23 protein-coding genes are annotated in these 25,672 nt (G+C 55.2%); 13 read left to right on the plus strand and 10 right to left on the minus strand.

Annotation, left to right across the window (positions count from 1 at the left end; all coding sequences use genetic code 11):
• Positions 1–53 precede the first annotated feature (53 nt).
• Positions 54–224: a hypothetical protein gene (locus AC5DDB_RS19555; protein ID WP_491741442.1), complete on the minus strand. Its 171-nt coding sequence runs from the start codon at positions 222–224 to the stop codon at positions 54–56.
• 199 nt (positions 225–423) lie between these two features.
• Here AC5DDB_RS19555 and AC5DDB_RS19560 point away from each other — a divergent pair, with 199 nt between their 5' ends.
• A complete protein-coding gene (locus AC5DDB_RS19560) occupies positions 424–1,068 on the plus strand; it encodes a class I SAM-dependent methyltransferase (RefSeq protein WP_491741443.1) in 645 nt (214 codons plus the stop codon).
• Positions 1,069–1,170: 102 nt separating this feature from the next.
• Here AC5DDB_RS19560 and AC5DDB_RS19565 read toward each other — a convergent pair whose 3' ends face one another.
• Entirely contained in the window at positions 1,171–2,628 is a 1,458-nt protein-coding gene (locus AC5DDB_RS19565) for a sulfatase family protein (protein WP_491741444.1), read from the minus strand.
• Between the two features lie 312 nt (positions 2,629–2,940).
• Here AC5DDB_RS19565 and AC5DDB_RS19570 point away from each other — a divergent pair, with 312 nt between their 5' ends.
• From AC5DDB_RS19570 to AC5DDB_RS19585, 4 genes are read left to right on the plus strand one after another with little or no spacing between them, the layout of a single operon-like run.
• Entirely contained in the window at positions 2,941–4,470 is a 1,530-nt protein-coding gene (locus AC5DDB_RS19570; RefSeq protein WP_491741445.1) for an SLC5 family protein, read from the plus strand.
• On the plus strand, positions 4,467–4,700 hold the full coding sequence (locus AC5DDB_RS19575) for a hypothetical protein (protein WP_491741446.1): 234 nt from the start codon (positions 4,467–4,469) through the stop codon (positions 4,698–4,700). The genes AC5DDB_RS19570 and AC5DDB_RS19575 overlap by 4 nt, the downstream gene beginning before the upstream one ends.
• 19 nt (positions 4,701–4,719) lie before the next feature.
• Complete coding sequence (locus tag AC5DDB_RS19580) at positions 4,720–5,976, plus strand: hypothetical protein (RefSeq protein ID WP_491741447.1); 1,257 nt, start codon at positions 4,720–4,722, stop codon at positions 5,974–5,976.
• Positions 5,973–6,830 carry an alpha/beta hydrolase-fold protein gene (locus tag AC5DDB_RS19585; protein ID WP_491741448.1) on the plus strand — a complete coding sequence of 286 codons (858 nt, stop codon included), beginning with the start codon at positions 5,973–5,975 and terminating at the stop codon, positions 6,828–6,830. The genes AC5DDB_RS19580 and AC5DDB_RS19585 overlap by 4 nt, the downstream gene beginning before the upstream one ends.
• Here AC5DDB_RS19585 and AC5DDB_RS19590 read toward each other — a convergent pair.
• Positions 6,820–7,770: a hypothetical protein gene (locus AC5DDB_RS19590; RefSeq protein WP_491741449.1), complete on the minus strand. Its 951-nt coding sequence runs from the start codon at positions 7,768–7,770 to the stop codon at positions 6,820–6,822. The genes AC5DDB_RS19585 and AC5DDB_RS19590 overlap by 11 nt on opposite strands.
• A 19-nt stretch (positions 7,771–7,789) precedes the next feature.
• Entirely contained in the window at positions 7,790–11,614 is a 3,825-nt protein-coding gene (locus AC5DDB_RS19595) for a DUF7133 domain-containing protein (protein ID WP_491741450.1), read from the minus strand.
• 394 nt (positions 11,615–12,008) lie between these two features.
• Here AC5DDB_RS19595 and AC5DDB_RS19600 point away from each other — a divergent pair, with 394 nt between their 5' ends.
• The 5 genes from AC5DDB_RS19600 to AC5DDB_RS19620 all read left to right on the plus strand — a co-directional run bounded on the left by AC5DDB_RS19600 (position 12,009) and on the right by AC5DDB_RS19620 (position 15,927).
• Positions 12,009–12,278 (plus strand): DUF485 domain-containing protein, encoded by a 270-nt coding sequence (locus AC5DDB_RS19600; RefSeq protein ID WP_491741451.1) that lies wholly within the window; start codon positions 12,009–12,011, stop codon positions 12,276–12,278.
• Complete coding sequence (locus AC5DDB_RS19605; protein WP_491741452.1) at positions 12,275–14,212, plus strand: sodium/solute symporter; 1,938 nt, start codon at positions 12,275–12,277, stop codon at positions 14,210–14,212. Before AC5DDB_RS19600 ends, AC5DDB_RS19605 begins: the two co-directional genes overlap by 4 nt.
• Before the next feature lie 90 nt (positions 14,213–14,302).
• On the plus strand, positions 14,303–14,749 hold the full coding sequence (locus AC5DDB_RS19610; protein ID WP_491741453.1) for a hypothetical protein: 447 nt from the start codon (positions 14,303–14,305) through the stop codon (positions 14,747–14,749).
• A gap of 116 nt (positions 14,750–14,865) precedes the next feature.
• Entirely contained in the window at positions 14,866–15,282 is a 417-nt protein-coding gene (locus tag AC5DDB_RS19615) for an ester cyclase (protein WP_491741454.1), read from the plus strand.
• Positions 15,283–15,339: 57 nt separating this feature from the next.
• Complete coding sequence (locus AC5DDB_RS19620) at positions 15,340–15,927, plus strand: tetratricopeptide repeat protein (RefSeq protein ID WP_491741455.1); 588 nt, start codon at positions 15,340–15,342, stop codon at positions 15,925–15,927.
• Positions 15,928–16,058: 131 nt separating this feature from the next.
• Here AC5DDB_RS19620 and AC5DDB_RS19625 read toward each other — a convergent pair whose 3' ends face one another.
• The gene (locus AC5DDB_RS19625) at positions 16,059–16,190 is read right to left on the minus strand and encodes a hypothetical protein (RefSeq protein ID WP_491741456.1); all 132 of its coding nucleotides are present in this window, start codon (positions 16,188–16,190) and stop codon (positions 16,059–16,061) included.
• Positions 16,191–16,229: 39 nt separating this feature from the next.
• Positions 16,230–17,024, minus strand: a complete 795-nt coding sequence (locus AC5DDB_RS19630) for a hypothetical protein (RefSeq protein WP_491741457.1) — start codon at positions 17,022–17,024, stop codon at positions 16,230–16,232.
• 155 nt (positions 17,025–17,179) lie between these two features.
• On the opposite strand from AC5DDB_RS19630, the gene AC5DDB_RS19635 reads away from it, so the two are divergent.
• On the plus strand, positions 17,180–19,723 hold the full coding sequence (locus AC5DDB_RS19635) for a DUF255 domain-containing protein (protein WP_491741458.1): 2,544 nt from the start codon (positions 17,180–17,182) through the stop codon (positions 19,721–19,723).
• Positions 19,724–19,795: 72 nt separating this feature from the next.
• Here the strand turns inward: AC5DDB_RS19635 and AC5DDB_RS19640 are convergent, their stop codons facing one another.
• Both AC5DDB_RS19640 and AC5DDB_RS19645 read right to left on the minus strand, forming a co-directional pair.
• Positions 19,796–20,185 carry a hypothetical protein gene (locus AC5DDB_RS19640; protein WP_491741459.1) on the minus strand — a complete coding sequence of 130 codons (390 nt, stop codon included), beginning with the start codon at positions 20,183–20,185 and terminating at the stop codon, positions 19,796–19,798.
• A gap of 38 nt (positions 20,186–20,223) precedes the next feature.
• Positions 20,224–21,159: an AAA family ATPase gene (locus tag AC5DDB_RS19645; protein WP_491741460.1), complete on the minus strand. Its 936-nt coding sequence runs from the start codon at positions 21,157–21,159 to the stop codon at positions 20,224–20,226.
• 558 nt (positions 21,160–21,717) lie between these two features.
• Between AC5DDB_RS19645 and AC5DDB_RS19650 the strand changes: the two genes are divergently transcribed.
• Both AC5DDB_RS19650 and AC5DDB_RS19655 read left to right on the plus strand, forming a co-directional pair.
• Positions 21,718–22,425 (plus strand): phosphatase PAP2 family protein, encoded by a 708-nt coding sequence (locus AC5DDB_RS19650; RefSeq protein ID WP_491741461.1) that lies wholly within the window; start codon positions 21,718–21,720, stop codon positions 22,423–22,425.
• 160 nt (positions 22,426–22,585) lie between these two features.
• Positions 22,586–22,885 (plus strand): Rho termination factor N-terminal domain-containing protein, encoded by a 300-nt coding sequence (locus tag AC5DDB_RS19655; protein WP_491741462.1) that lies wholly within the window; start codon positions 22,586–22,588, stop codon positions 22,883–22,885.
• 38 nt (positions 22,886–22,923) lie between these two features.
• On the opposite strand, the gene AC5DDB_RS19660 is transcribed toward AC5DDB_RS19655, so the two are convergent.
• Together AC5DDB_RS19660 and AC5DDB_RS19665 are read right to left on the minus strand one after the other, a co-directional pair.
• Positions 22,924–24,129, minus strand: coding sequence for an alginate O-acetyltransferase AlgX-related protein (locus tag AC5DDB_RS19660; protein ID WP_491741463.1), 1,206 nt, complete (start codon positions 24,127–24,129; stop codon positions 22,924–22,926).
• 67 nt (positions 24,130–24,196) lie between these two features.
• Complete coding sequence (locus AC5DDB_RS19665) at positions 24,197–25,654, minus strand: MBOAT family O-acyltransferase (RefSeq protein ID WP_491741464.1); 1,458 nt, start codon at positions 25,652–25,654, stop codon at positions 24,197–24,199.
• Positions 25,655–25,672: the final 18 nt, after the last annotated feature.

Raw genomic sequence — 25,672 nt, forward strand, 5'->3', positions numbered from 1 at the left:
CGGCATCTAAGTGGAATCGGAAGAAATGAAGATTCAGTGAATGCCGTATCCTATCACTCCGGCTGCTTGGGTTCGAGCAAGACAAGTAGCAATGTCGCCACTGGCCCCAAGAGCAGGGAAATCAGGAACCACAGCAGTCCACCGCGATTCTTCCCTTGGGCCAGTCCGGCATTGATCAAAGCCAACGTGCCCCAACCGACAAAATATTCCTGTGTTTGTTCCATGAAGAAAGTCGCCAGCAGAAGAAACGGGGTGTGATCGTGAAAATTCGACCTCTTTACAGGACAACGTTCTCCAAGGCTGTAGGATCTTTGTCAATTCTCTATTTGGATGACGTCTGTTCTGTTAGGTTTACGGGAAGGCATGTTAATGCAATACTTGATTGAAATTCATGCTGGCACTTCTGGAATTTGAGGTCATTTCATGGACTCTGCGTCCTCGACAAATCGCCCCGACAATCTCTCAACGAAACGCAAACCGGACTCACTGAATTTCTTCCGTGGATTTCTCAAGGAACCTCGGCAAGTCGGTTCAATCATTCCTAGTTCGCCGATCTTAGAACGCAAACTGAGCACATTCGCCCAAGTTCCGACTGCCAGACGGATCATAGAACTTGGTCCCGGCACCGGTGGAACCACTCGGGCCTTATTACGACATATGACCAGCGACGCTTCGCTGATGAGTATCGAATCCAATCGAATGTTCATCGATGGCCTCGAAAAAATCGATGATCCTCGTTTGATTGTTCAGCACGGCGACGCTTTGCGAGTACGGGAATTCTTGGACAAGGTCGAATGGAAGTCGGCGGATTTGGTCATCTCGGGCATTCCCTTCTCAACGATGGATCGTGAGACGGGACGGCGACTCATCGCTGACATTCATTCGCTACTCAGCCCAAACGGGGCGTTCGTGGCGTATCAAATCCGCGATCGCGTGTGCAATTTGGCGAAGGACTCGTTCGGACGCCCTGACAAGTGCACGGTCTGGCGAAACATTCCGCCGCTGCGAATCTTCCGCTGGGAAAAGTCGAAAAGCCCCGCCGGAAAATCTAACGGACGCGAACGGTAACCACCCGCGTCCGTCGAACTCCCATCAAGTGTGCCACGGCTCTGTGAGCCGTGTTTTTCGACATTCATTGCACGACTCCGCTCATCGTACCCCCTCCAGTTGTCACTTCTTCCGGGCACGTTGGATCCAGCTTTTATATTCCGGTCGGTCGGCCCAGTCGTCGAAGAACGGTTGGTAGGCGTCCACATCGATCCAGTATTGCGGTTCGGGATGGTTTGGATCGACGCGGCCTTCCGGATAATCCTCACCGGCCACACTCTCATCGACCGACGCGTTCCAAGCATCCAACTTCGCCTTGAGTTTCGCGAACACTTCCGGCTCGGCGGTTCGCAGATTCTTGGTTTCTTTCTTGTCCTCTTTGAGGTTGTATAACTCGTAGTTCGTTCGCTGCCTGTTCGACAGTGCGAGGATTTTGAACTCGCCATCGGTCAATGCCGATCCGCCGCGATAACGAAACCCGATCGGTTGTGGACGCGAAAATTCCTCACCTTCGAGCAGCGGCTTAAGACTGATTCCATCAAGCGTGGGGAGCAGTGTCTCGCTTGGCAAACCGACGATCTCAACCAATGTCGGTGCAATGTCCATCGTGCACGCGGGGACTGCTGTCACACGGGCTTTCTTGATTTGAGCCGGCCATTCGATAATCCCCGGTACCCGCAAGCCGCCTTCATACAAACTTCCTTTGAATCCGCGTAGTCCGCCGACGGTTTCGGGTGTAATCCGTGGCAATCCGCCGTTGTCGCTGCAAAACCAGAACAACGTGTTCTCCGCGATGCCCGCGTCTTTCAGCCCAGCGCGTAGTGTGCCGATGCTCCGGTCCATGGCCACGAGTTCGCCGTAATGTTCCCGCGAATCTCTCTTGAGGTCACCGAACTGACTCGCATCCTCTTCCGCCGCCCGCCAAGGACTGTGCGGCGTGCCATACCAAATCACTGTGAAGAACGGCTTCTCCGCTTTCGCGTTTTTGCGAATGAACTTGAGTGCTTCTGCGACCACGATTTCCGACGAATCACCCGTGTACTCTTCGAACGTGCCTTGTCGCCCGAGTATCGGATCGCGATCGAAAAAGTTCGTGACCGACAGCCATTCCTGAAACCCGAATTCGCCTGGCGAGTGCGGATCGTCCGCCAACACCGGCACACCCGGACCACGCAATCCGTTGAGATGCCATTTGCCGAAGTGTCCCGTCGCATAACCGGCTTTCGCCAGTCCCTGGGCGATGGTCGGTTCCTGTCGTCGCAATGCGTAGCCATGCGTCATCACGCCGGTGCGTTCGTGCGTGCGTCCGGTCAGCACTGTTGCCCGCGTCGGCGAACACACAGGCCCACCCGCATAAAACCGATCGAACCGCAACCCGTTCGCCGCCATCGCATCGAGATTCGGCGTCTTGAGCACCGGATGATTGTAATACCCCGTTTGCCCCCACCCCATGTCGTCGGCCATCACCAACACAATGTTCGGCCGCTCGGTTTGCTCGGCGAATGAAGTATGCGTGCCGAAAAAGAGAACCGTGAGCAGCGTCATCCAACCGAGTCGGTTTCGTCGTATCGTTGAGATCATGGGGCGTGACTTTCAAACGTCAAGACTTCGCTCGTCCTCCGCCGGGGTGTGAGCGCGTTGGAAATCCAGATCAATTTGGGCGGCTGTCCGTCATTGTTCAACGCCAGTGGGAGAACGTCAAACCAACAACGCTGTGTCACGGCTTCGTGAGCCGTATCGACAACCAACTTGGAATCGAATGGCTCATAGAGCCGGGGCACATCGCGTCGTCTGGATTCGTGCTTTTCCGATACGCTTTCCCTCACGCCTGTTTTGGCGTAGGGTGTGACTCAAATAAGCTCTCATTGATAACTTGCACAGAGGCGATCGGTCGTGCAAACGACGCTTTCACTTTTGGATTACTTGGTCATCCTCGGGTATCTCGCGGGGACATTGTGGCTTGGCGGTTGGATCGGGCGACGAGTTCGCTCGGGGACGGACTTCTTCCTTGCTGGTCGCACGTTGCCTTGGTGGGCGATTGGCATGTCGCTCGTCGCCACGGATATCGGCGGAACCGACATCATCGGCGTCGGCGGGGCGGCATACTCGCATGGCATGGCGGTCGCGAATTTCGAATGGATCGGCTGCGTGCCGGCGATGATCATCGCCGCGTTCGTCTTCGTTCCGTTCTTCTACCGCAGCGGACTCTACACCGTCCCGGAGTTCATGGAACGCCGCTACAACGCGGGCATGCGGTCGGCATTGGCGGCGTGCTGGCTGATCTTTATGGCGTGCAACATCGGTGTGATGCTGCTCGCCTCTGCCAAGATGATGGGCCAAACTTTTGGCTGGAATCTGACCGCGTGTATTTGGGCGACTGGTATTCTCGTCGGGTTCTATACGATCGTCGGCGGACTCGCAGCGGTGGTTTACACGGACGTCATTCAATGCGGTGTGATGATCGGCGGGTGTCTGCTGATACTTGTGCTCGGATTGATCGAAGTCGGCGGCGTCGGTGCCCTACAAGAACGACTGTCAGAGAACGCCTACTCGACACAACTCATCGTGCCCGTTGATGCCGACTCGCCCTTTCCGTGGACGGCCATCTTCTTCGGGTTGGCACTCATTCTCAGCCCGGCGTACTGGATCGGCAACCAAGCGATCGTACAGCGTTCGTTCGGGGCGAAGGACGAATTCCAAGCAAAAGCATCCTTTGTGTGGGGTGCGGTGCTGAAGAACATCATTCCGATCATCATCGCTGTTCCGGGGCTGATCGCCGCCGCGTTGTATCCTGATTTGAAAGAAGGAGACGCCGCCTTCCCGCAACTTGTCGCGACACTCCTGCCCACTGGTATTCGCGGATTGTTCGTGGCCGGTTTTATCGCGGCATTGATGTCCAGCGTGGATTCCTATTTGAACTCGGCAGCGACGATTCTGTGTCACGACCTTTACCGGCGGTTCATCCATCCGTCCGCAAGCGAAGAAACGCTCCTCAAAGTCGGACGCATCACGACTGCCTTGCTGGTGGCGTGGGGCATTGGGTTTGCGTTCGTATTTTTGGAAGGCAGCGAAGAGTCCGGCGTGTACGCCATCTTCCAGACGCTAATGTCCTTCTTCCAAGGCCCGGCTCTCGCGGTGTTATTGATCGGCGTGTTCTGGAAACGCGCGACCGGACGAGCCGCCGTCATCGCGTTCCTCGTTGGCATCGCCAGTTCGGTAAGTCTCTTCACACTCAGCCAACCTGCAGTCATCGAGAAACTAGGTTGGGAACCGTTATTTCAAATTCCTGATCCGTTTCTGTATTTCTCCGTCTGGGCCTTCTTGGTGACGGCGACTCTTTTAGTCGCGTTGAGTTTCATCACGCCCCCGCCCTCCGCGGAAAAAATCAAATTCACTCTCGGACAACGAAAGGCGGACGCATGACGCCCTTACATGTCATCGGCAACACGGTCCGGGAACTGTTGGCCGCGATTCCGTTGCCCGTCGTTCGCGGTTTGTTTCTAACGATACTCGTCGGCATCCTCATTTGGGTGCTGCGACTGCCCCGTTCGGAAACGACTACGCAGAGTAATACGGGTGAATCCAGCATGAATCTGAAATGGGGTGCGGCGCTCGCGATCCTCTTGCAAATCGTGATCTATGCCACGTTCTGACTGAATCGGAGATGCCCCCATGCCGTTGTCGACCCGCCGAGAGTGGCTGCAATCCACGATCCAAACCGCCGCCGTCACCAGCGGGTTCAACCACTTCGGTTGGGCCGCATCACCACCCCGGAAACCGCTTCCCGTTGCAGCTGTCGTCACGGAATATCGTCGGAACACACACGCGGATGTGCTCGTTGGCAAGATTCTGGATGGCTTCGATCAGAACGGCGGCGTCGGACCGGATTTGAAACTCGTTTCGATCTATACCGATCAAACCCCGGCGAACGATCTCTCACGTCCGCTCGCCAAGAAACACGGTTTCCGCATTTGTCGAACGATCGACGAGGCACTCACGCTGGGCACGAACACGATGCAAGTCGCCGGTGTGCTCAGCATCGGCGAGCACGGCGACTATCCCGACACAAGCGACACCGGACAGAAGATGTACCCACGTCGGCGGTTCTTTGATGCCATCGTGAAAACGTTTCAAAGAACCGGCCAAGTGGTGCCCGTGTTCAACGACAAACACCTCGGCTATCGCTATCAAGATGCCCAGCACATGGTGCAAACGGCTCGCGAAATGGGTTTCCCGCTGATGGCCGGTTCCTCGGTTCCCGTCGCTTGGAGACGCCCGCCGTTAGTGTTGCCGATGGGGTGCGAAATCGAAGCGGCCCTGGCTGTCGGTTACGGCAAGGCGGAAGCGTACGGGTTTCATGCGATCGAAGGCTTGCAATGCATGATCGAACGTCGCCGCGGCGGTGAAACAGGTGTTGTCTCTGCTCGAGCAATCATCGGCGATGCTCGTTGGCAAGCCGCCAAAGCCGGGAACTGGAGTGAAGAACTTCTCCTCGCCGCACTCAACACCCTACCCAACAAGCTCAAACCAAATTGGAAAGAACGCCTCTCGAAAGACAGCCCGTTCTATTTGTTCGAACACGCGGACGGTTTGAAATCCTGCGTCGCGATGGCAAACGGGGTGAGCGGGCATTTCGCTTTCGCCGCCAAACTCAAAGGGCAAGCGGAACCGGTCGCGACGTGGTACGAGTTAGAACTCGACCGCCCGTACGGTCACTTCGCATTTCTGCTGAAAGCCATCGAGGAAATGTTCCACACCGGTCGAGCCTCGTATCCCGTCGAACGCACGTTACTCACCACCGGCATGCTCGACTACTGCCTGCACTCACTTTCGCAGAAAGGCAAACGGTTCCGCACCGACGATTTGAACGTGAGTTATCAACCGGTCGATTGGCCGTTCGCAAACTCGTCCGGACTCTCTAACGAATGAGTCGCAATCGCATGAAGACGCTCTGCACCATGATGCTTGGCATCGCTTCGATGAATCTGGCGAACAGGTCTTTCGCGGATGATCGCATCTCCCCCGCCGAGCGGGACGACCACGGCTTTCTGGTGCACAACGTCCGTTCGCCGTACCAAGCGGGACCAACACGCATTCGGGTGCTACAGCCGAATGAACTCACGCCCAAGCACACGTATCCCGTGATCTACGTGCTTCCGGTTGAAGCGGCCGACGGTTCGCGTTATGGCGATGGTCTGCTCGAAATCCAGCGACACAACTTGCACAACAAACACCACGTCATCTTCGTCACACCGACATTCTCCGCATTGCCCTGGTATGCGGATCACCCGACTGATGCCAAAGTTCGACAAGAGAGCTATCTCCTCAAAGAAATTGTGCTGTTTGTCGAGCGAACCTATCCCGTTTCGAAGAATGCGCAGCACCGTTTACTGTTGGGTTTCAGCAAGTCCGGCTGGGGAGCGTGGTCTTTGTTGCTCCGACATCCAGATACATTCGGTCGTGCGGCTGCTTGGGATGCACCGCTGATGATGACTCGCGTCGGCCAATACGGGAACCGTCCCATCTATGGTTCGCAGGAGAATTTCGAGGAGTATCGCATCGACCAACTGCTCCGGAAGAATGCGAAGAAACTCCGCGACAAACCCCGGTTGATCCTCACCGGCTATGGCAACTTTCGCACGCATCACCAGCAGATGCATGAGTTACTCCAAGAGTTGACGATCCCGCACGTGTACCGCGACGGTCCGTTCCGAAAACACGATTGGCACAGCGGCTGGGTCACCGAAGCCGTCGAATTGCTGCTTGAAGAGCCTAATTCATGAGGCACAAGAAGGCATGGTCGGCCTGCTTCAAACGGGCCTCGCCTTCAAGAAACCGCCGAATGGTGTAGTACCCGTAAAGCGTTTTGATGCGGTGCGTCAATAACGCGCTGTCGCGATTGAGCATGCCATCCCAATAGTCCGGATTTCGCGGGTCGAGTTCGGACTTGGTGACCGGCCCCAATTCCTGTCCGACATCCGGCAACGAACGCCACAACCGCACATGCCGATGATGAGCCGGGAGCGCCTTGCGAGCGATGGTTGAGAAACCGAACCGCTCCATCTCGGTGACAGCAGCGGCATGGTTGATCAGGTGATGCAACCCGCCGAAACCCTGCTTCCGAATTGTGGCTGTTTGAATGAGTTGATCAATTGTGACTTCGACCATCTCGCTTGTATTTCTGTAATCCGGAAACTGCGTGTCGGCTTCCAACGTCACTTGCTCCCCACTGAGCCAACCGGTCTTCTGACCGTAATAACCGCGTCCTTCTGATTGGTTTTGGAATGCCGCGATTAACTTGCGAATGCCTTCGACGACAGGGCCGGTTGCATACTCGGGATGATCATGCAATGCCCGCAACGCGATCGAGGCGAAGATGATGTCATGTCCCGATTGCCGCAGCGAACCGGCGATTTGCTCCATCGCTTTGGCGATCGGTTGAATCGACGATGGCTTTTTCTCTTCAGTTCCCACCGGATTGAACAGTTGCTGCGGAGTCACGCCGGCTTTGCGGGCGTTGAACCAGATGGCTTCCTCGCCATCCATCACGCGGTCCAATTCGCCTTCGACTCCGCGAAACACCCGCTGATCCAACCCGCCCTGGTCTTCGCCAAAGAAATAGCCGGCCACGACGGCGGCGCCCAAATGCCCCGCCATTGTGCCCGCCTTGTGAGCGTTGGCCAAACCCCACACGCCTTTTTGTAGGTAATCGAATTTGACCATCGCACTGTCCTTGAGAGGATTATTTCAGCGATCGCAAGTACGCAATCAAATCGGCCAATTGCTCGGGTGTGAGATTATTGACCAAGCCCTTGGGCATCATCGAGAGTTCGCGTTTGATACGGTCTTCGATATCCGGTTTGATAATTTCTTTCGAGAGACCGTTCGCACTGCGGATCGTCACGGTCTCCGCACTTTCGCTGACAACAAAACCGGTCTCGACTTGCCCACTGGTTGTGAGGAACGAAAACGTGTCGAAACCCTGGGCGATTTTCTCGCTTGGTTTCAAAATTGATTCGACCAATTCCGCCGGTTTGTAGCGTTTGCCGATGTCGACTAAGTGCGGCCCTTTCGGTTTTTGCCCGTCGGCGTAGGTGTGACACGCGATACACGCCTGCGAACGGAACAACTCCGCCCCACGCCCGGCATCGCCTTCGGTTCTCAACGCCCGTTCCGCAACTGCTTCGAACGACAAGTTCGCAATCAGGTTGGGATCGTTAGAATCGACCTTTGGCACTTCGATCGCCGTTTGCGGTTCCGGTTCGTCCATCGCAACCAGATTGCCATCACCCAGACCATCCGCTTTGACTTTGTGCAAAACGATCTGGTCTTCAATGAACTTCGTTGTGGCTTCATTGGCATCACTAAGGGCGGTTTTGACAACGGACGCGATGCGATCACTTTCGGCCCACGGTTGGCGATCGTAAATCGGGCCACTGTTATCCGGTCGCGTGCCCCACCAATCGCCTTTGTATTCGCCTTCCTGGTAATACAAGCGAATAAGTGTCGCCAGCAAATCACGTCGCAGGGAAACATCGCTGGTCTTGTTAAGACGTTTGATCAACCCCGTCACCACCTCCGGCGAGTAAATCTGTCGCAGTGCTTGGAGTGCACCATCGCGATACGGACTATCGAGAGCGTTCAAACACGCGTCGATGGCTTCGAGTTCGATCAATGCTTGCACGGCAAGATGCGGAAGCACGCGACCAGGGTCAGGTTGGGCGTGGAATTTTTCGTGTTCCGGCTTCGGTTCGTCGGCCGATCGTTTGGTAAGCGGCAGAATCTTTTCGGCCGCGGACGCATCCCCCAAACGCCCCAGGCAGATCAATGCTTGGGCTTGCGTGCGTTGATCGCTCGACGAGAGAGCCGCAACGAATGGTTCTAACGGCAGCGACTGCAATTCGCTCTGGCGATCGGTCAATGCTCGCAACGCGAAACGACTAACCGCTGGATCGGTCGCGAGTGCAAGCAAAGTCATGTGTGAATCGATGCCGTCGAGTTGTTTCAACGTGAAAATTGCGGCCACCCGGCCATACAACGGAGCATCGTCACTCTTGGCTAGATCGGCAAGGTGTTTCGACATCTCCGCGTTCTTCCCGCGTCGCAGAATCTCACGTTGACTGTGCAATTGATGCACGGCACTCGGGGAATTCAACATTTCGACCAAGTCCGTATCGGTCGCAATATCGAGGTGCGGAAATGGCTTTGGGACGAAATTCTTGGGCAGAATCTGTGCGACAAACCCGACATTCGGACCGCTGTAGTTGAACTTGCCGTTCTTCCAACTGCTCACGTACATCCGTCCGCTGCCGTCAACGTCGATGTCGGTCGGTCGCGGAATTTGAAGGAACACTTCTTGATGCGGATCGAATGTCGCCCCGTGCTGCGGGAAGTTGTGCCGATAGACTTCGCTGCGTCCCCAATCACAGGTGTAAGCGGCATTGCCGAACGGTTCGGGCCAACGCAAATCGTGGAAATACATCGCCCCGCAACCGGAGCCACCACCGTAATCCGCCAGCGGCGGCATCGTTTCCTCAGCAAAGTGCAGATACCGCGACGGATACCCGTAGTCCGCGGTTTGCATCACATGTGTGGTGCGAATATCCCAACCGCCGCCGTCGTTGGTGTTGTCGCGGGTGAACATGTTGAGATACGGATCAATGCACACATCGAGAATGTTCCGCTGCCCCCAACTGAAGACTTCCATCTCCGTGCCATCCGGTCGTACCCGCACGACTCCGCCACCACGTTGCGTGAGTTTCCGGCCATCGGTTCCCGTCGCATCGACGAAACCGAAGTCGCCGACGGCAATATAAATCCAACCATCAATACCCATGCGGATGCCGTTGGTCGTGTGGTCGGCTCCGCGTTGGTTGACCTGATCGGTGCTGATTCCAGTGATCAAAGTTTCGTGTCGATCGGACACGCCATCCAAATCGTCATCGTGATACACACTCAAAAACGGCGGATGCAATACCCATAGCGAGCCGGCGTCGTAGATCAAACCGCGTGGGTGATCGACTTTCACAAACTCGTTGATCTTGTCCGCCGTGCCGTCGCCGTCGGTGTCGACACACCGGAGAATTTTGCCTTTGCCGGGTTCTTTACCGAGCGAGCCTTGTTCATCCACACCGACGAACAACTCCCCCGTCGGAGCCGCCGAAATACACACCGGATAGTTCACTTCCGGCGGCGCGCCGAAGATCGTCGCTTCGAAACCCTCGGGAAGTTTGACATCGCTGAGCAACTCGTTCGGCGTGCCCATCGCATCGCCAGCTTGCAGGGATTTTGGTAACTCCGGCAGTTCGCCGTTGTAGGCTTCGAATTCCCAAAAACTGCCCCATCCGCCCGTTTTCGAACCGAGATAAGTCACCCGCAGAAACTTCGTATCAACCGCTTTGAACTTGTGCGGCGTGATCTTGCGGCGTTTCTTGTTCTTCGATTCATCGACGACAGTTTGCCAGTTTTCGCCATCTTTTGACGCGTCAATCTTGTACTGATAACCGGCGTTCGACTCCCAATGAATCCGCACGGCAGACACCGGTTGCACTTTGCCGAGATCGACCTGCCACCAATGCCCGCCGGACCCATTGCTGGCACACCATCGCGTGCTGAGTTTGCCATCGACGGCGTTTTTGGCGAAGTTGTTTTTGCCGGTCTCTTCGCTGCTGGCTTTCGTCGGTTGACCAAAGGCGAGATTGGCCACGCCGCAGCAACCCGACAAATCCGGTTCGCTCGCGGGAGCTTCGATTTTTGCGGAGATCAGCTTTTTGATTTCTTCGTTAGTTTGTTGCGTGGTCGGCGTGAATTCTTTGTCGACATCGCGACCGACCGCCCACAGAATGCCCCGCGTGACCATGTCGAGATATTCCGGCTCGACCATTGTTTCGTTGTGGTGGCCGATTGTGGTGCCGAACACGCGGGTTTTGTTTTCGCCGTATTCGTTGGTCCAAATACACGTTTGTGGAGAACCGTCGGCTTGTTTCGGAGCTTCGGCGAGCGGCGTGGCGGTCGGGAACAGTTTGATGGTGTGGTACAACTCGCCCATCGGCGTGATCCATTGCGGACCGAACTCCGACATGATCGGATGCTTCGGTTTCAGGTTCTTGACGGTGTAAGCATATTTCGGTCCGTGATTCGGGGATTGCACACCGACGAACTCGAACCACTGATCGTCACCGGTGCGGTAACAGTGCATCGCACAGTGAATTAGCACGGCGGGCGTGCCCTCTCGGTGTGGCTTCAAAATCCGCTCGACCCACTCTTTGTCTTTCACATGCGCAAAGCACTCGTTGTGCACGACGACATCAAACCCCTCCGCCCAATCCGCGTCTTCATAGAGCGGAATCTTGGTGTCGGTCGTGCTGCCGCCTTGATGGACGACCGTCCAAACCACATTCGCCCGCGCCGAAATCCCTCGTGCGAGAATCAACTTCTGACGCTGGTAATCGTGACAACACCCGCCGGTCACAAGCAGAGCGCGAATCGGTTTCGACGCGGCGGATTTGTCGTCGGCTTGCGCGAGTACTGGCAGCAAGCACAACAGTCCCGTTAGAAAAGATCGCATGGCACGCAGTTCCATATTCGATAATCGTCAACAAATGATTGAGTCAGAATTGGGCAGGACCATGCAGTTTGACTGATGCAAGCACCACTCGCAAGTTTCTCGAATCCACCGCTTGCGTTTTTTATTCGAGAGTGGCACGTCCCAGAGCGAAGCGATGGGCGTGGCGAACGCGGAATCCACGCCCTTCCCGCTGGTCAGGGACGTGCCACACGAACCGCTCGCAAGTTGTGCGATTCGGTCGCTTCCGTTTTTTTCTGTCGCCACTCACGTTAGGGTAGTGCGTTCTCGTCGGATGGTCAGAGCCGGAGCGGACGATTCATCACGTACTGATCTGCTGGCGACATCTTGCGATCTCAACAACAGACAACCCACAACGGACAACCAACAAAGCGCCATGCAAGCACGTAATGCCCGGATCGGCATGATCCTATTCTGTGTGTACCTGCTGTTTTACGGCGGGTTTGTGGGGGTGAATGCGTTCGCCCCAGAAATGATGGAATCGCTGCCGATCGCGGGGATCAACCTCGCGATTCTGTACGGGTTCGGGTTGATCGTGTTGGCCTTGGTGCTGGCCCTGCTTTACGGAGCGTTGTGCAAAGCCGATGTGGAACCGCCGACGATGGCTGAAGCGAAAGCGGACGCAGAGAAGGAGGCGGGCGAATGATTTACGAACCTTCGGTGGTGGCGGTCGTGATCTTCGCGATCTTCGTGGCGTTCACGTTGGGGCTGAGTTTTTACCTCGGTAGTCGGGCGAAATCCTCACAAGGATACTTCGCTGCTCACGGACAGATTCCCTGGTTCGTCAACGGTGTGGCGTTCGCGGGGGATTACCTCTCGGCGGCATCGTTCCTCGGCATCTGCGGGATGATCGCCTTCTACGGTTACGATGGGTTCCTGTACTCCATCGGTTATCTCGCGGGTTGGGTGGTCGCGTTGTTCGTGATCGCCGAACCGATGAAACGCCTGGGCAAATTCACCTTCGCCGATGCACTCGATGCAAAATTCGATTCCCGCGGGATCAAGCTCGCCGCCGGCATCAGCACGCTCGCGGTGAGTGTGTTCTACCTGATTCCGCAAATGGTCGGAGCCGGGGTGCTTGTGCAACCACTACTCGGGTTTCCGCACTGGGTCGGTGTGGTGTTGGTCGGGACCGTGGTGATTCTGATCGTCGTGACTGCCGGGATGGTGTCGACGACATGGGTGCAGTTTCTCAAAGGATCGCTCCTGGTCATCTTCAGTGCGATTCTGGTTTTCATGATTCTGCAACGTGGGTTCTCCGTGAAAGCCGGCGGCGATGATGATTACGCCTTCCGACGCATCGGCCCGATTGACGCAAACGCCATCGAGGCGAGCGTGCAAAACCTGCCGGAGTTCAAAAACGCCTCGATGTTGCCCGCCGACGATGGTTGGGAATCGGTGCCGTTCGTGCGATTGAAAGACGGCGAAACTGGTGACGTATCGACCTGGAGCATCGAGGAAAACGAAGACGGCCAAGCCACACTTCGGGAAGCGCAAACCGTCACGGAACTGCCTGACAAAACCAAATTGTACAACGGCAAACCGCTCGGCACCGGTGATGGCGAAGCGACATTGCACCCCGTCGGACGGATCAGCGAACTCCCCGGCGGTGAGATGGCCACCGGCGAAGTCGGGGCGTTGGAATTCTTCCGGACCTTGCAAGACAGTACGGTCATCCTGTGGAAATCGAAGGTCATCAACGAAGCTGATGGCACGAAGGTCACGGTCTACTATCAACAACCAACTCCCGGAAGCCATGTGCTTCGACCGGGCGAACATCCCACGTTCGCAGGGATTCGCAGTGGCAAGATGATCGACAAACTGAACTTCCTGTCGCTGATGCTCGCGTTGTTCTGCGGAACCGCCTCGCTGCCGCATATTTTGATTCGCTACTACACCGTGAAAGATGCCGCCGCCGCTCGGAAGAGCACGATCGTCGGGATTGCCTCCATCGGTTTCTTTTACGTGCTCACGCTTTACATGGGTTTGGGGGCGATGACGAGCGGTTCGATGGACGTCACCAACAGCAACATGGCCGCCCCGCTCCTCGCGCGTGGCATGAACGAGTGGTTGTTCGCAGCGATCTCGGCGATTGCCTTCACCACGGTGCTCGGCACGGTCAGCGGGTTGATTCTCGCCTCCGCCGGTGCGGTCACGCACGACCTGCTGACGAGCGTCTTCAAGTGGAAAATGAATGACTACGAGAAAGTCCGCGTGGCGAAAATCTCGTCGGTGTTCGTCGGAGTAATCGCAATCGTCTTGGGGATTCTGTTCGAGAAACTCAACGTGAGTTACCTTGTCGGTTGGGCGTTCAGCGTGGCAGCGTCGGCGAATTTGCCGAGTTTGGTGATGCTGCTGTTCTGGCGAGGCACCACACGACAGGGCATTATCGCCGCCGTCGTGGTCGGCATGACCAGTTCGCTTGCCTGGATTCTCCTCAGCGGTGACACTTTCGCCAAAGTCTACGGCCTCCCCGCCGAAAACGCCCTCGTCCCCTTCAGCCAACCGGGCATCGTAACGATCCCGCTCGGCTTTTTGACGTTGATCCTGGTATCGATGATGACCCGTTCAAAACAGTAGAACGTAGGCTGGGACAAGTCCCAGCTTTTTCAATGTCCCGTGGCCTGAGAAAATGCTGGGTTACGCTCCGCTAACCCAGCCTACTTACTCATGATGAAGATTTGGCCGACTGGTGCGATTGCAGCAGCCACTCTTGGAGGGGCAACCGCAGTTTTTGCTTTATGCTACTATTGCATTCAGCCAGCGACTGGTGTCTGTGAGTCTTTCCACGAACAAGCGAAGTTGCTTCACTTAACTTCACGGTTTCAAGACTTTCCTGCTGTCGGTCCTACCGAGTGGAAGCGTTTTGACCGACTTCGAAACGCATATCGCGTCAAAGGACGTATTCGAGACTTACAATCTTATCTGGATTGGCGATTTGGACCCGGTGTTGTCGAAGTTGATGAATTCCAACTTGCAAAACAGAACGAGAACCCGGTGATTGGTGAAAAAGACGATCGATACCTCAATGATGGTTTTGATGACAACGGCCATCACCTCGAATTTCGAGTTCTTAATACAGGAGAGTTTTTCTTCGATTTCATGAGCAATCAATGACTCATTGGCTGGTGCAAGTCCTAGCTTTCTGGCCATTCTATAACCGCAATGAAAGCTGAGTTGCGCTTTGCTAACCCAGCTTACTTACTGAGTTGGTTCAACATGGAGAACTCAAGGTGACAGAGCAAAACGTTGCGATCGTGAAGCGGTGGTTTGAGGAGGTTTGGAATCAGCGGAACGCGGATGTGATCGACGAACTTCTGACGGACGAAAGCGTCTGCCATGATGGAGACCGAGAACTGAGAGGCCCGGCGGAGTTCAAAGTTCAACAGTTCGAGCCGTTTCTCGCTGCGTTCTCGGACTTGCGAGTGGAATTGGACGACGTGACGGCCAAGAATGATCAAGTCATTGTCCGCTGGACCGCCACGGGAACCCATGATGGTCCCGGCCTAGGATTTCCGGCAACGAACGAGCCAGTCCGGCTCAAAGGCATGACTTGGATCGTCATCCAGGATGGAAAGCTACGGGAGGGTTGGCAACAGTCCAATATGGTGGAAGTCATCGGGCGTCTCCAAGCAAACGTTGCGGATTGACTTGGGAAACTCCACTGGATTAACGATCTTAGAGTCGGTGGCACAGGGAATTGCGAGATGCACGACCCGACGACGCTCCATGCAGAACTAAGAGCGACTGATGAAGCCGACCAAATCGGTTATGCACGCTACCTCTGTGAGCAGTATCTGCAGATTCACGCCGACCATGGACCGACTTGGCTACGATTGGCGGGTCATCTTATCTCTTTGGCTCAGTACACAACTGCCGAAATCGCGTTGGACCGTGCTGAGTCACTAGCACCAGAAGTTCAACTCCATCGCATTCTGACTCAACGTGGGCATTTGCACGCAGCACAGGGAAATTTCCAGACGGCGAAGAACCTGTTTCTACAAGCCCATAAGATGCAGCCTCAGAACGCAACAAATCTCATCTTCGCAGGGAGTATGGCGTTCCGCGCCGGAGAGATCGACCAAGCGAGAAAACTTGCACAGCAAGCTACGGAATGTACGGAGGGTTGTATTGACGAGGCCTGGTTCAATCTCGGTGGCTATTGCCTTTCCGCCCAACAATACCGGGAAGCGGAAGAATGTTACCACCGAGCCTTGAAGATTGATCCCGAATACGAAATTGCCAAGGAGCGACTCCGCGATGTGCAACTCATCATCGCACGTGAAGTCAAGTAGCCTGAGACAAGTCTCAACTTTCTGGCCGTTCCATTCATTGAAAGAAAGCTGGTAACGCTTCGCTAAGCCTGCCTACCGATTGCAGATCTGAGCGCGTAGCAGATCAACACCGCCAACCCCATAGCGATTAACTATTTGTCGAGAATGGTCAAGTTCGGTTCCGCAGGTAGATCCACCAACCACCATCCGAAGATCCCCGCCAACAGCAACGGCCCGGCATAGAACTTTCGTTTCGTCAGCCAATCTTTCCAAGTTGTTTTCAACCGAAAACCTCACTTTCGCGACTATAGTAGCTAGGCAAGCTACTCAATTGGACGTAGCGATTTGCCAAAGCCCTTGATTAATGGACTCTCGATTTCCTTCTCGCCGCGTAACACGCGTTTCAAACCACGTAGTGCCCACGAATGAATGACGAAGGCGGCCATTCCAAAAACGAATCCGAAACCCATAATTCCAAAACCCAAAGCCACTAACCAGGACCAAAAACGAAAAGCGAATATAAACAGGAGGCCGGTGACAACCAAAATCAAACTGATTCGCCAATACTTCGCCGCTGTTTTCGCATCGGACATAAACCTCTCAAATTGAACGAACGCCTCGATCTCAGCGATAAAATGGCTAAACACAATCACGTTTAATGGCACAAGCAGCATCAATGCCAAGCAGGGAAAATCAGGGTCCCAGAGCAAACCGAACGGCCACGAATACTCAACCATGTAAGGACCTCGATCTCCGCTGGCGTATCGAAAGCTCACGCACGCGATGATTCCCAAAACAAGGCAGACAACCGATATCACAAGACTTACAGTGAGAAAGTATTTCGCGCGGACTTCTTTCGCCGCCGTCATGCAAAACAGCTGCCCGATAATGGCAATCAAACCCAATGTCACGGCAATCAACAGCATCAAAAGTTGATTTGCAAGCTGCGGCATGAAATTCGCCGACCACGGCAAACTCGGCAGGATGGGAACCAAAACCGTGACGCAATGCACCATCGGAATCCCGATGCGAAGTCCTTCGATCGCTTCTTCTGTCAACACATGCTCGAGAGCCGCTTTCTCCGGTAGTTCGGCGATGATGTCGTTGCAATCGCTCATTCGGGATTCCTACGAGCCAGCGACTTATGTGAACAGGGATCCACACCATTGAGTGTATCACCCCGCTTTGCTCTCGCCAAGAAGTAGCTTTTCTTCTTATAGTGCGGTTTTGATGGATGTGATTGAGAAGAAAATCCGTTAGGACGGAGCTGGCGATGCGGTGTCATCGAAATTTCACAACCTGGGCAATCTGGGGTCTTTTGACTTTCGGGTTTTGGGGTTGTGGCGGCAATCTAGAAGCGGAGTCGGACGCCAAGCAAGACGGTGTCGTCGCCAAACAGGATGAAAAGCCGAAGGGCAAGCCGAATCGGTTGGCGGGTGAGACCAGTCCGTATTTGCTGTTGCACGCTCATAATCCGGTGGATTGGTTTCCCTGGGGGCCGGAGGCATTCGAGAAAGCCCGGGCCGAGAACAAACCGATCTTCCTTTCGATCGGTTACAGCAGTTGTTATTGGTGTCACGTGATGGAACGGCTCGTCTTCGAGAATGAAGACATCGCCAAGGCCATGAACGAGAAGTTTGTGTGCATTAAAGTCGATCGCGAGGAACGCCCGGATATCGATGACATCTACATGACCGCGCTCTTGGTGTATCTGCAAGCGACGGGGTCGGATCAGGGTGGCGGTTGGCCGTTGTCGATGTTCCTCACGCCGGAAGGCAAACCGATCGCGGGCGGCACGTACTTTCCGCCGGAAGCGAAACCCGGGCTGCCTGGCTTTCCGAACGTGCTCAAGCAAGTCGATCAGATTTGGACAACCAACGAAGACGGCGTGCGTCAAAGCGCCGACACGATGGCAGCGAATGTCCGGCGGGTGATGCAACCGCCGTTGATTCTCGAGAAAACCGAACTCAAGCGGGAACTGGTCACGCAGACTGTGGCAGCGATCGAGGAAACTTTTGACTCGAAGCACGGCGGCGTGGATTTCTCCGCGAACACGCCGAATTCGCCGAAGTTTCCTGTGCCGGTCAAGCTGAGCGTACTGCAATATGCGGCCAATCGCGACAACAACGACCAGGCCGGCAAGATCGTGCGAACAACGCTGGATGCGATCATCCGCGGCGGGATTCATGACCATCTCGGCGGCGGATTTCACCGGTACAGCACCGATCGCGAATGGCATGTGCCGCACTTCGAAAAGATGCTCTACGATCAGGCGCAGCTTGCCGACGTGCTACTCGAAAGTTACCGCACGACCGGGCAGGATCAGTATCGTCGCGCTGCCGAAGGCACGTTCGATTTCGTGCTGCGAGAACTCACCGATCCCGCTGGCGGTTTCTATTCGGCACTCGATGCAGAAACCGATGGCGTTGAAGGTCAACGGTATGTGTGGACAAAGGCGGAAATTGTCTCCGCACTAGGTGAAGACGATGCGAAGTTGTTTGGCCAAGTCTACGGATTGGATCAACCACAGACCTTCGAACACGGTTACGTGTTACACCAACCGCAGCCGTTGTCGGAAATTGCGGATCGACTTGGTACCACCTCACCGGAATTGGAACGTCGATTGGCTCCGATGCGGAAGAAGTTGCTTGCGGTGCGAGACCAACGACCGCCGCTGTTGAAGGATGACAAAGTCCTCACGAGTTGGAACGGTTTGATGATCCGTGCGTTCGCTCACGCGGCAAAACGGTTGGGCCGATCGGATTACCAAGCGGCTGCCGAGAAGGCTGCTCTGTTCGTGCTGACCAACATGCGGGACAAACAAGGTCGACTCCAACGCACCTATCGCGATGGGCAATCGCAGTTGAATGCATATCTCGATGATTATGCATTTCTCATTGAAGGGTTGCTCGCTCTTTACGAAACCACCGAAGATCGGAAATGGCTCCGAGCGGCACAGCGGTTGACCGATCAGCAAATCGAGTTGTTCCAAGACGAAGATGGCAGCGGGTTCTTCTTCACGCCACATCATCACGAAGAATTGTTGGCTCGCACGAAGAACGCGAACGATGCGGTTCTGCCGTCGGGTAACAGTGTGAGTGTCCGCAACTTGATGCGGTTGGCCTCGCTGACCGACACGCCTAAGTATCAAGAGGCCGCCGAGAAAACATTGCAATTGTTCGCTTCACAACTGGCGGATCGTCCACGTGGGATGGCGAACATGGCGTTGGCTTTGGGGGAGTATCTGGATAACCCCAACTTCGCGGCTGCTCGCACCCAGGCACCGAACATTCACGATCAACGCAAGAATCAGAACGCGATTCTGCAAGTCGCTGCCGAAACCACGAGGGATCAGAGCAAGGAAATCGTAACCGCTCAGGCGTACTTGAACGTCGATAAACTCCCCGCCGGCAGCACCTGTGAGATCGTCGTCTTCGTCGACATCAAACCGGGTTGGCACATCAATCAGAACCCAGCGGTGCCAAAGAATTTGATCCCGACGAAGTTCACGATTCAAAGCGATCACGGCATTACCGTTGAAGACCTGCAGTATCCCAAAGGCGAACCGCTTGCGATTCCCGGGTTCGACGAATCCGCGTTGGTCTACGAAGAGAGCATCGTCATCCGAGGCAAACTGCGGATCCCGCAAGACATCAACGTTACCACCGACAAAATGCACCTCGCGGTCAAGTATCAGCCGTGTAACGACAAAACCTGTCTCGCACCAAAGACCGCCAAACTCGTTGGCCAAGTGCCCATCGCCCGCCCGGGTGAGCAGGTGCGGTTGATTAACCAGAATTTGTTTCCACGCCGTTGATGGTTTGATGATGTGATGAGGTCTGGGGTGATGATGTGAAGGACTCGTCAGAGACCGGACATGGCTGAAGACCTATTCTAACGGCGGGAAATTGGCCTGACGCGTCGACTTGTGCGTGTTTGCATCTCGCCTAGATTGCAACTGAACCCGCGCGAATTGCCAGATCAGCAAGGCGGTGAGGATGCCTGTCACCCAGTAGGATGCGTCTCGTTTCCACTTACCGCAGTCGCCGGTGATCGCGCTGATCGTCCATGCCGGATGAATCAGCATTAAACAGTACGCTATCGGAAACGCCCAACCTTTCTGGTGGTGGACCAAACGGTCGAACAACAGTGCCGCGACGATCACCCCGCCGATAGCTGCATGGTAACTTGCGATGACAACATTGCTACTGAGACTCGCACGGCTGCTACAAGCCCATATGACCGATAATACGAGTTCGGCAGCGGCTATCTGAATCACATGATTACCCCAGACCTCATCACATCATCATCCGCCCATCACGGGATTCGCGTCTCTTCCAGGATTTGCCGAATCACCTGACCGGCTCGGTCGCGTTGGTTTTCTTGGACGAGTCCGCCGCAGACGACCCGGTGAGCGAGGACCGGTTCAGCAAGGGTTTTGACGTCGTCGGGAATCGCGAAATCGCGGCCTTCGATCATCGCCAGACTTTGTACCGCCCGATACAACGTCAGTGCACCTCGCGTGCTGACGCCGAGTTGCAGCATGTCGTGATCTCGGGTGGCGTGGACGATGTCGAGAATGTATTCGCCGATGGCATCATCGACACGCACCTCCCGCACCTTTGCTTGGAGTCGTCCGAGTTCGTCGCCAGTCATCGCGGGTTGCAAGGTATCGACGGCTTCACCTTTGCGGTGACTGTTCAGCACTTCCAATTCGTGTTGTCGCTCGGGGTAGCCGATGCCCGTGCAAATCATAAAGCGGTCGAGCTGGTTCTCCGGCAGCGGATATGTGCCTTCAAATTCGAACGGATTTTGCGTGGCGACAACGAAGAACGGCGGATTTAGCGTCCATGTTTGTCCTTCGACGGAGACTTGTCCTTCGCTCATCGCTTCCAATAACGCACTTTGTGTTCGCGGCGTCGTGCGGTTGATCTCGTCGGCAAGCAGCACGTTCGTGAAGATTGGGCCTTTGCGGAATTCAAACTCGCCCAAGTTCTGCATAAAAATGCTGGACCCGAGGATATCACTCGGCAACATGTCCGGCGTGAATTGCAACCGGTTGAACGAGCAATCCAAACTCTTCGCGACCGACTTCGCCAGCGAGGTTTTCCCCACGCCGGGAGCGTCTTCAATCAACACATGCCCGCCGCCAAACAAAGCGACAAGTGTGAGACGAATTGGGTCTGGTTTCCCAAGCAGTACACTAGCGATGTTTTCCTCAAGACGGCGAATCGAGCTGGTGTCCGGTGTCACGTGCGGTCCCGTTCCAAGTCAAGAATATGTCCACGAGTTTGGTCCGATGATACCTCCGTGTCGGAATCGAAACCAGCCGCGAGAATGTTAAGAAACAGCCGAAACCACAAAGTAGGCAAGCCACATCAACTTTTCCGACTCGGTCGCCCGTTCGGATTTTGATTGGAAGTCTGATTTTAGCGGATGCAGGATGACGATAAGGGACCCAGGTTCCCGAAGATCGATCCAACTTTCCAATCAGCCGACCATGTGATTATGACCACTGAGTCTCCATCCCATCGAGTTCTCCATATCCGGGGCTTTCTGGGTTCACAGTTTCGGACCAAGTGGACTCTCGGTCTATTAGTTGCCCTGGTGTTCACAAGCGGTTGTCGGAACACTCAGCACATCGCGTGCTCGCCGGGAGTGTTTGAATACGATTCCGCCCCGAAACCCTCCGAGCCGCTCGAACCTTCTCTAAGTCCACCGTGTGTGTCAGACACGATTGCGTGTTCAACGGAGACTTCCGGTGATCTTTCTTGTGCAACTGTCGAAGTCCCCTGCGGAACTTCGACAGGTTTGGCGACACAGCCGATTTCGTTCCGCCAGGATTTGCACGACTTTCTCGGTCGTTTGGGTGGTGATGCCGCCGGCATGGCAGATTGGCAGAACGCGGCACTCGTCGGAGCGGCGACAGCAGGGGCGATTGCGATCCATCAGAACTGGGACGACGACGTCCGCGACTACACGGCGGAACATCCGAAACGTTGGGGACACACAAGCCATATGATCGGGTACTTCGGCCACGCCCAATATCATGTGCCAGCGTTGCTCGGTTTGTACGGTTGGAGTATCAAAGAGCAAGACGCCGAACTTCACCAGTGTGCGACAACGCTGATCAGTGCTTACACGCTAACGAGTATCAGCGTCCTGAGTTTGAAACTGATCACCGATACCGATCGGCCTAGTGACGACTGGAACGACGGCCGCTTCGGGTTTCCGTCGTATCATGCAGCCAGTATGTTCACGTTGGCCGCCGTGACGGATGAATTCCACGGCTTCGCGACGGCAGCCCCGATCTATACGCTTGCCGGTTTGGTGAGTTGGAGCCGAATCGACGAACGCGATCACGACCTATCCGACATCGTCTTCGGTGCCTTTCTCGGTTGGGCGGTTGGAAAAAGTGTGGCCGCCACTCGGTTGTACGGAGACGGTCGCATTCAACTCCGGCCCTACTTTCACCCGACCGAACCTGCCGCCGGAATGGCGATCGACGTGCCGTTCTAGAGTGTTCACGTTTCTCGATGCCGGCAAAATACCGTCGGGGGTTTCCCTGGGTCAGAAACCAGGATTCACGGATCCCGTCTCACAAGAGTTCCAGATAATTTGAACCAAGCGACCGATTCGGTTGCTTGGTTTGTTCTTGTCGCTCTTGGAGAAACCACTCATGCCATCCGCCTGGTCAAAGAAAGACGAACGTCAATACGAGCACATCAAAGACAGTGTGCAGGAACAAGGAAAATCCAAGGACAAAGCCGAAGAGATTGCCGCCCGAACCGTCAACAAGACCCGGCGGAAAGAGGGGCGAACGCCCAACAAATCCACATCCGGCACGGGGAATCCCAATTCGCAGTTAGAAGAACGAACCAAACGCGAACTATACAACCAAGCGAAACAAATGGACCTGCCGGGTCGCAGTCAAATGAGCAAACGCGAATTGATCGAAGCCATCCGCAACCATCGTTAAACGATTAAGGCGTTGTCGAAAACGTGGCCGTCCGAATCTTATTCGCTCACGCCGGAGGTCGGTTTGTGATCCATCAGGCGACGTTGCACGTATTCGTGAATGACGAGTGCGGGGCGTTCGCGTTCGATGACGTCCTTGGGAAACTCCGACTGCCATTCGTACTGAACGGCTTCGAAATGTTCGTTCAAGAACGGTGCCAACGCAGTCATGAAGGAATCGTGGACCATCACGATGTTCGGGCGGTCGGCTGACGAATTCGATGATCGGATCGACTTCGGCGAACCTTCGAGCACTTCACAGGTAGCGTGTCGCGGACGCGTCGGAACGAGGCGAATGTCCTCTTCGATGTACGGCACCGGCGATTGCAGCATACGAGCGAGATCCTTGTTGCCGACGTGCTCGGTTTGAATTTCGAAATCGTCGATCGTCCAGGCGGAATCCCCTGGCAGATGGCGAGACACCGCTCGCATCACTTCCTGATAACCAGCGAACGCACCGACATCGTTCCAGTGGGTATCGGTGCGATGGTACGTTCGAGCCGTCGACTTCATCGCCGTGACCGCGTCTCGCAGATCGACGATTTCCAGCCCGGAACCTTCCAAATGAGTCTTGAGCTGATCGAGTCGGCAGATATCCGTGACCGAATGAATCGCACGGGGCATGTACTCCGGGTAGATGGCGTTTTTGTTCGGTGCGAACACCACAATGTACGGAATGCCCCGCTCGGCCAACCACGCTTGCCGTTCGAGTAACACATTCTTCCAGCGATCGAGCCCGTCTTCGGTAAACGGATGGGTGCCGCGGAAATCGTCGATGAGGCGATCGCTCGTGCAATACAACCACCCTTCGCGACCAATGATGACAGGCACGCGGTCGGCTTCACCGGTCATCATCTGACCGAGACTTTCACTCACCAAGCCGTTCGTACGAGCGAGATTGTAAAGCCCTAACAACGGCCCACGAAATCCACGATGGTCATTGAACCAGCGTTCAAACGAACGGGGAAATCCATTGATGCTCCGTTTCGATGGCCAAAGAATCGGCCCCTTTTCTCGCCATTCAACAGTCGGAAACTTCGCGGGATGCCGGTTCTCGTTTTTGCGGATTGCGTCTTCCGTTCCGTCTTGGAACACACCTAACAACGGTGCTCCGAGTAAACCCAGAAACATGACTGCAATCAGGGTCGAATACGCCGTCCGCGCGGTTTGAGGTGCGAACAATCGCGAAGTGGGGAGTGCAGTCATGTCAGTCTCGGACGACAGGCTAGTAGCTTCGTTTTGATTGAAAATCCAGGGTGTGTGCCAAGGATTTTTAGAAGCGAAAATAGATGAACGGGTTATGGGTTCCGGCGGCTAACACTGCGGAGGACGCAATCAGAACCGCCGCAAGCAACACCAACTGAACGGCTGCCAACAAACCAGTGAAGGCCATGCGGGGAACTTGGAGCGAAGGTGCTTCCGATTCGGTCGTCGTGAGTCGTTCCCGCAACCAGGGCAAGATCGGCAAACTTCCAACAATCCCTGCTACCAACGCCAATGCCACGCCGGAATCGAGATACAGTTGCCAAGGGTATTCCATTCCGTTCCAACCGTGTAAACCGAGCATGGCTCGATAGATCGCGGTGGCGTGTCCGAAGCTATCCGCCCGGAACAACACCCATCCGCCGATCACTGCGAACAACAAATAGACATGTCGCAACGGTCGCCAGAGTTTGGCCAACGCATCGCCGAGCCCTTGTCGTTCGACCATGAGGAACAAACCGTGGTACACACCCCACACGACGAACGTCCAACTCGCCCCGTGCCACAATCCACAAAGGAGAAACACGATCAGCAAGTTCAGTGAGTTCCGCCAGGCCGAACACCGGTTGCCGCCAAGCGGGATGTAAAGGTAATCGCGAAACCACGTCGAAAGTGACAAATGCCACCGTCGCCAGAATTCCGTGACCGACTGAGCGACATAAGGATATCGAAAGTTCTCAGGGAACGAGAACCCGAACATCCGCCCTAGCCCGATTGCCATATCCGAGTAGCCAGAGAAGTCGAAGTAGATTTGCAGCGTGTAACACACCATCCCCAACCAGGCGACAGACATCGTCAGTTGCGAATTTGGCAAATCGAAAATCGGATCGGCGACGGCGGCGAGTGAATTCGCGATGAGTAACTTCTTGCCCAGTCCGAATACGAACCGCTGCACGCCATCGGCAAACCCATCGAGTGTTTCGCGACGACCGTGTAAGTCGTCGGCGATCTGTGTGTATCGCACGATCGGCCCAGCGATCAACTGCGGGAACAAGGCAATATAAAGAGCCACGTTTACAAAGTTCTGATCGGCTGGAACTTCCTTGCGATAGACGTCAATCAGATAGGCCATCGCTTGAAAGGTGTAGAACGAAATTCCGATCGGCAATGCAATTTCAGGCACCTGTAGACCGGGTCCGCCGAACGCCACCGACAAAGAACTCAGGCTTTCCACTATCAGCACGGCGTACTTGAAATAGCCGAGGAACGCCAAGTTCGCCACGATTCCCGCCGTCAGAATCCAACGACATTTCGGGGTGTCTTGGGTTTCTTGAATCCAACGACCAATCATGTAGTTCAAGGCCGCCGAGCCAAGCATCAAGACGATCAGGCTGGGTTCGCCCCAAGCATAGAACAGCAGGCTTGCGGACAGCAGCAATCCGTTCCGCAACATTCGCGGCGACACGAAATAAGCCACCAGCAAAATGGGGAGAAACAGATGTAGAAAGATGCTTGAACTGAACAGCATGCCAGGTCTCCGATGCAA

This window comes from Thalassoroseus sp. (genome assembly GCF_984380535.1).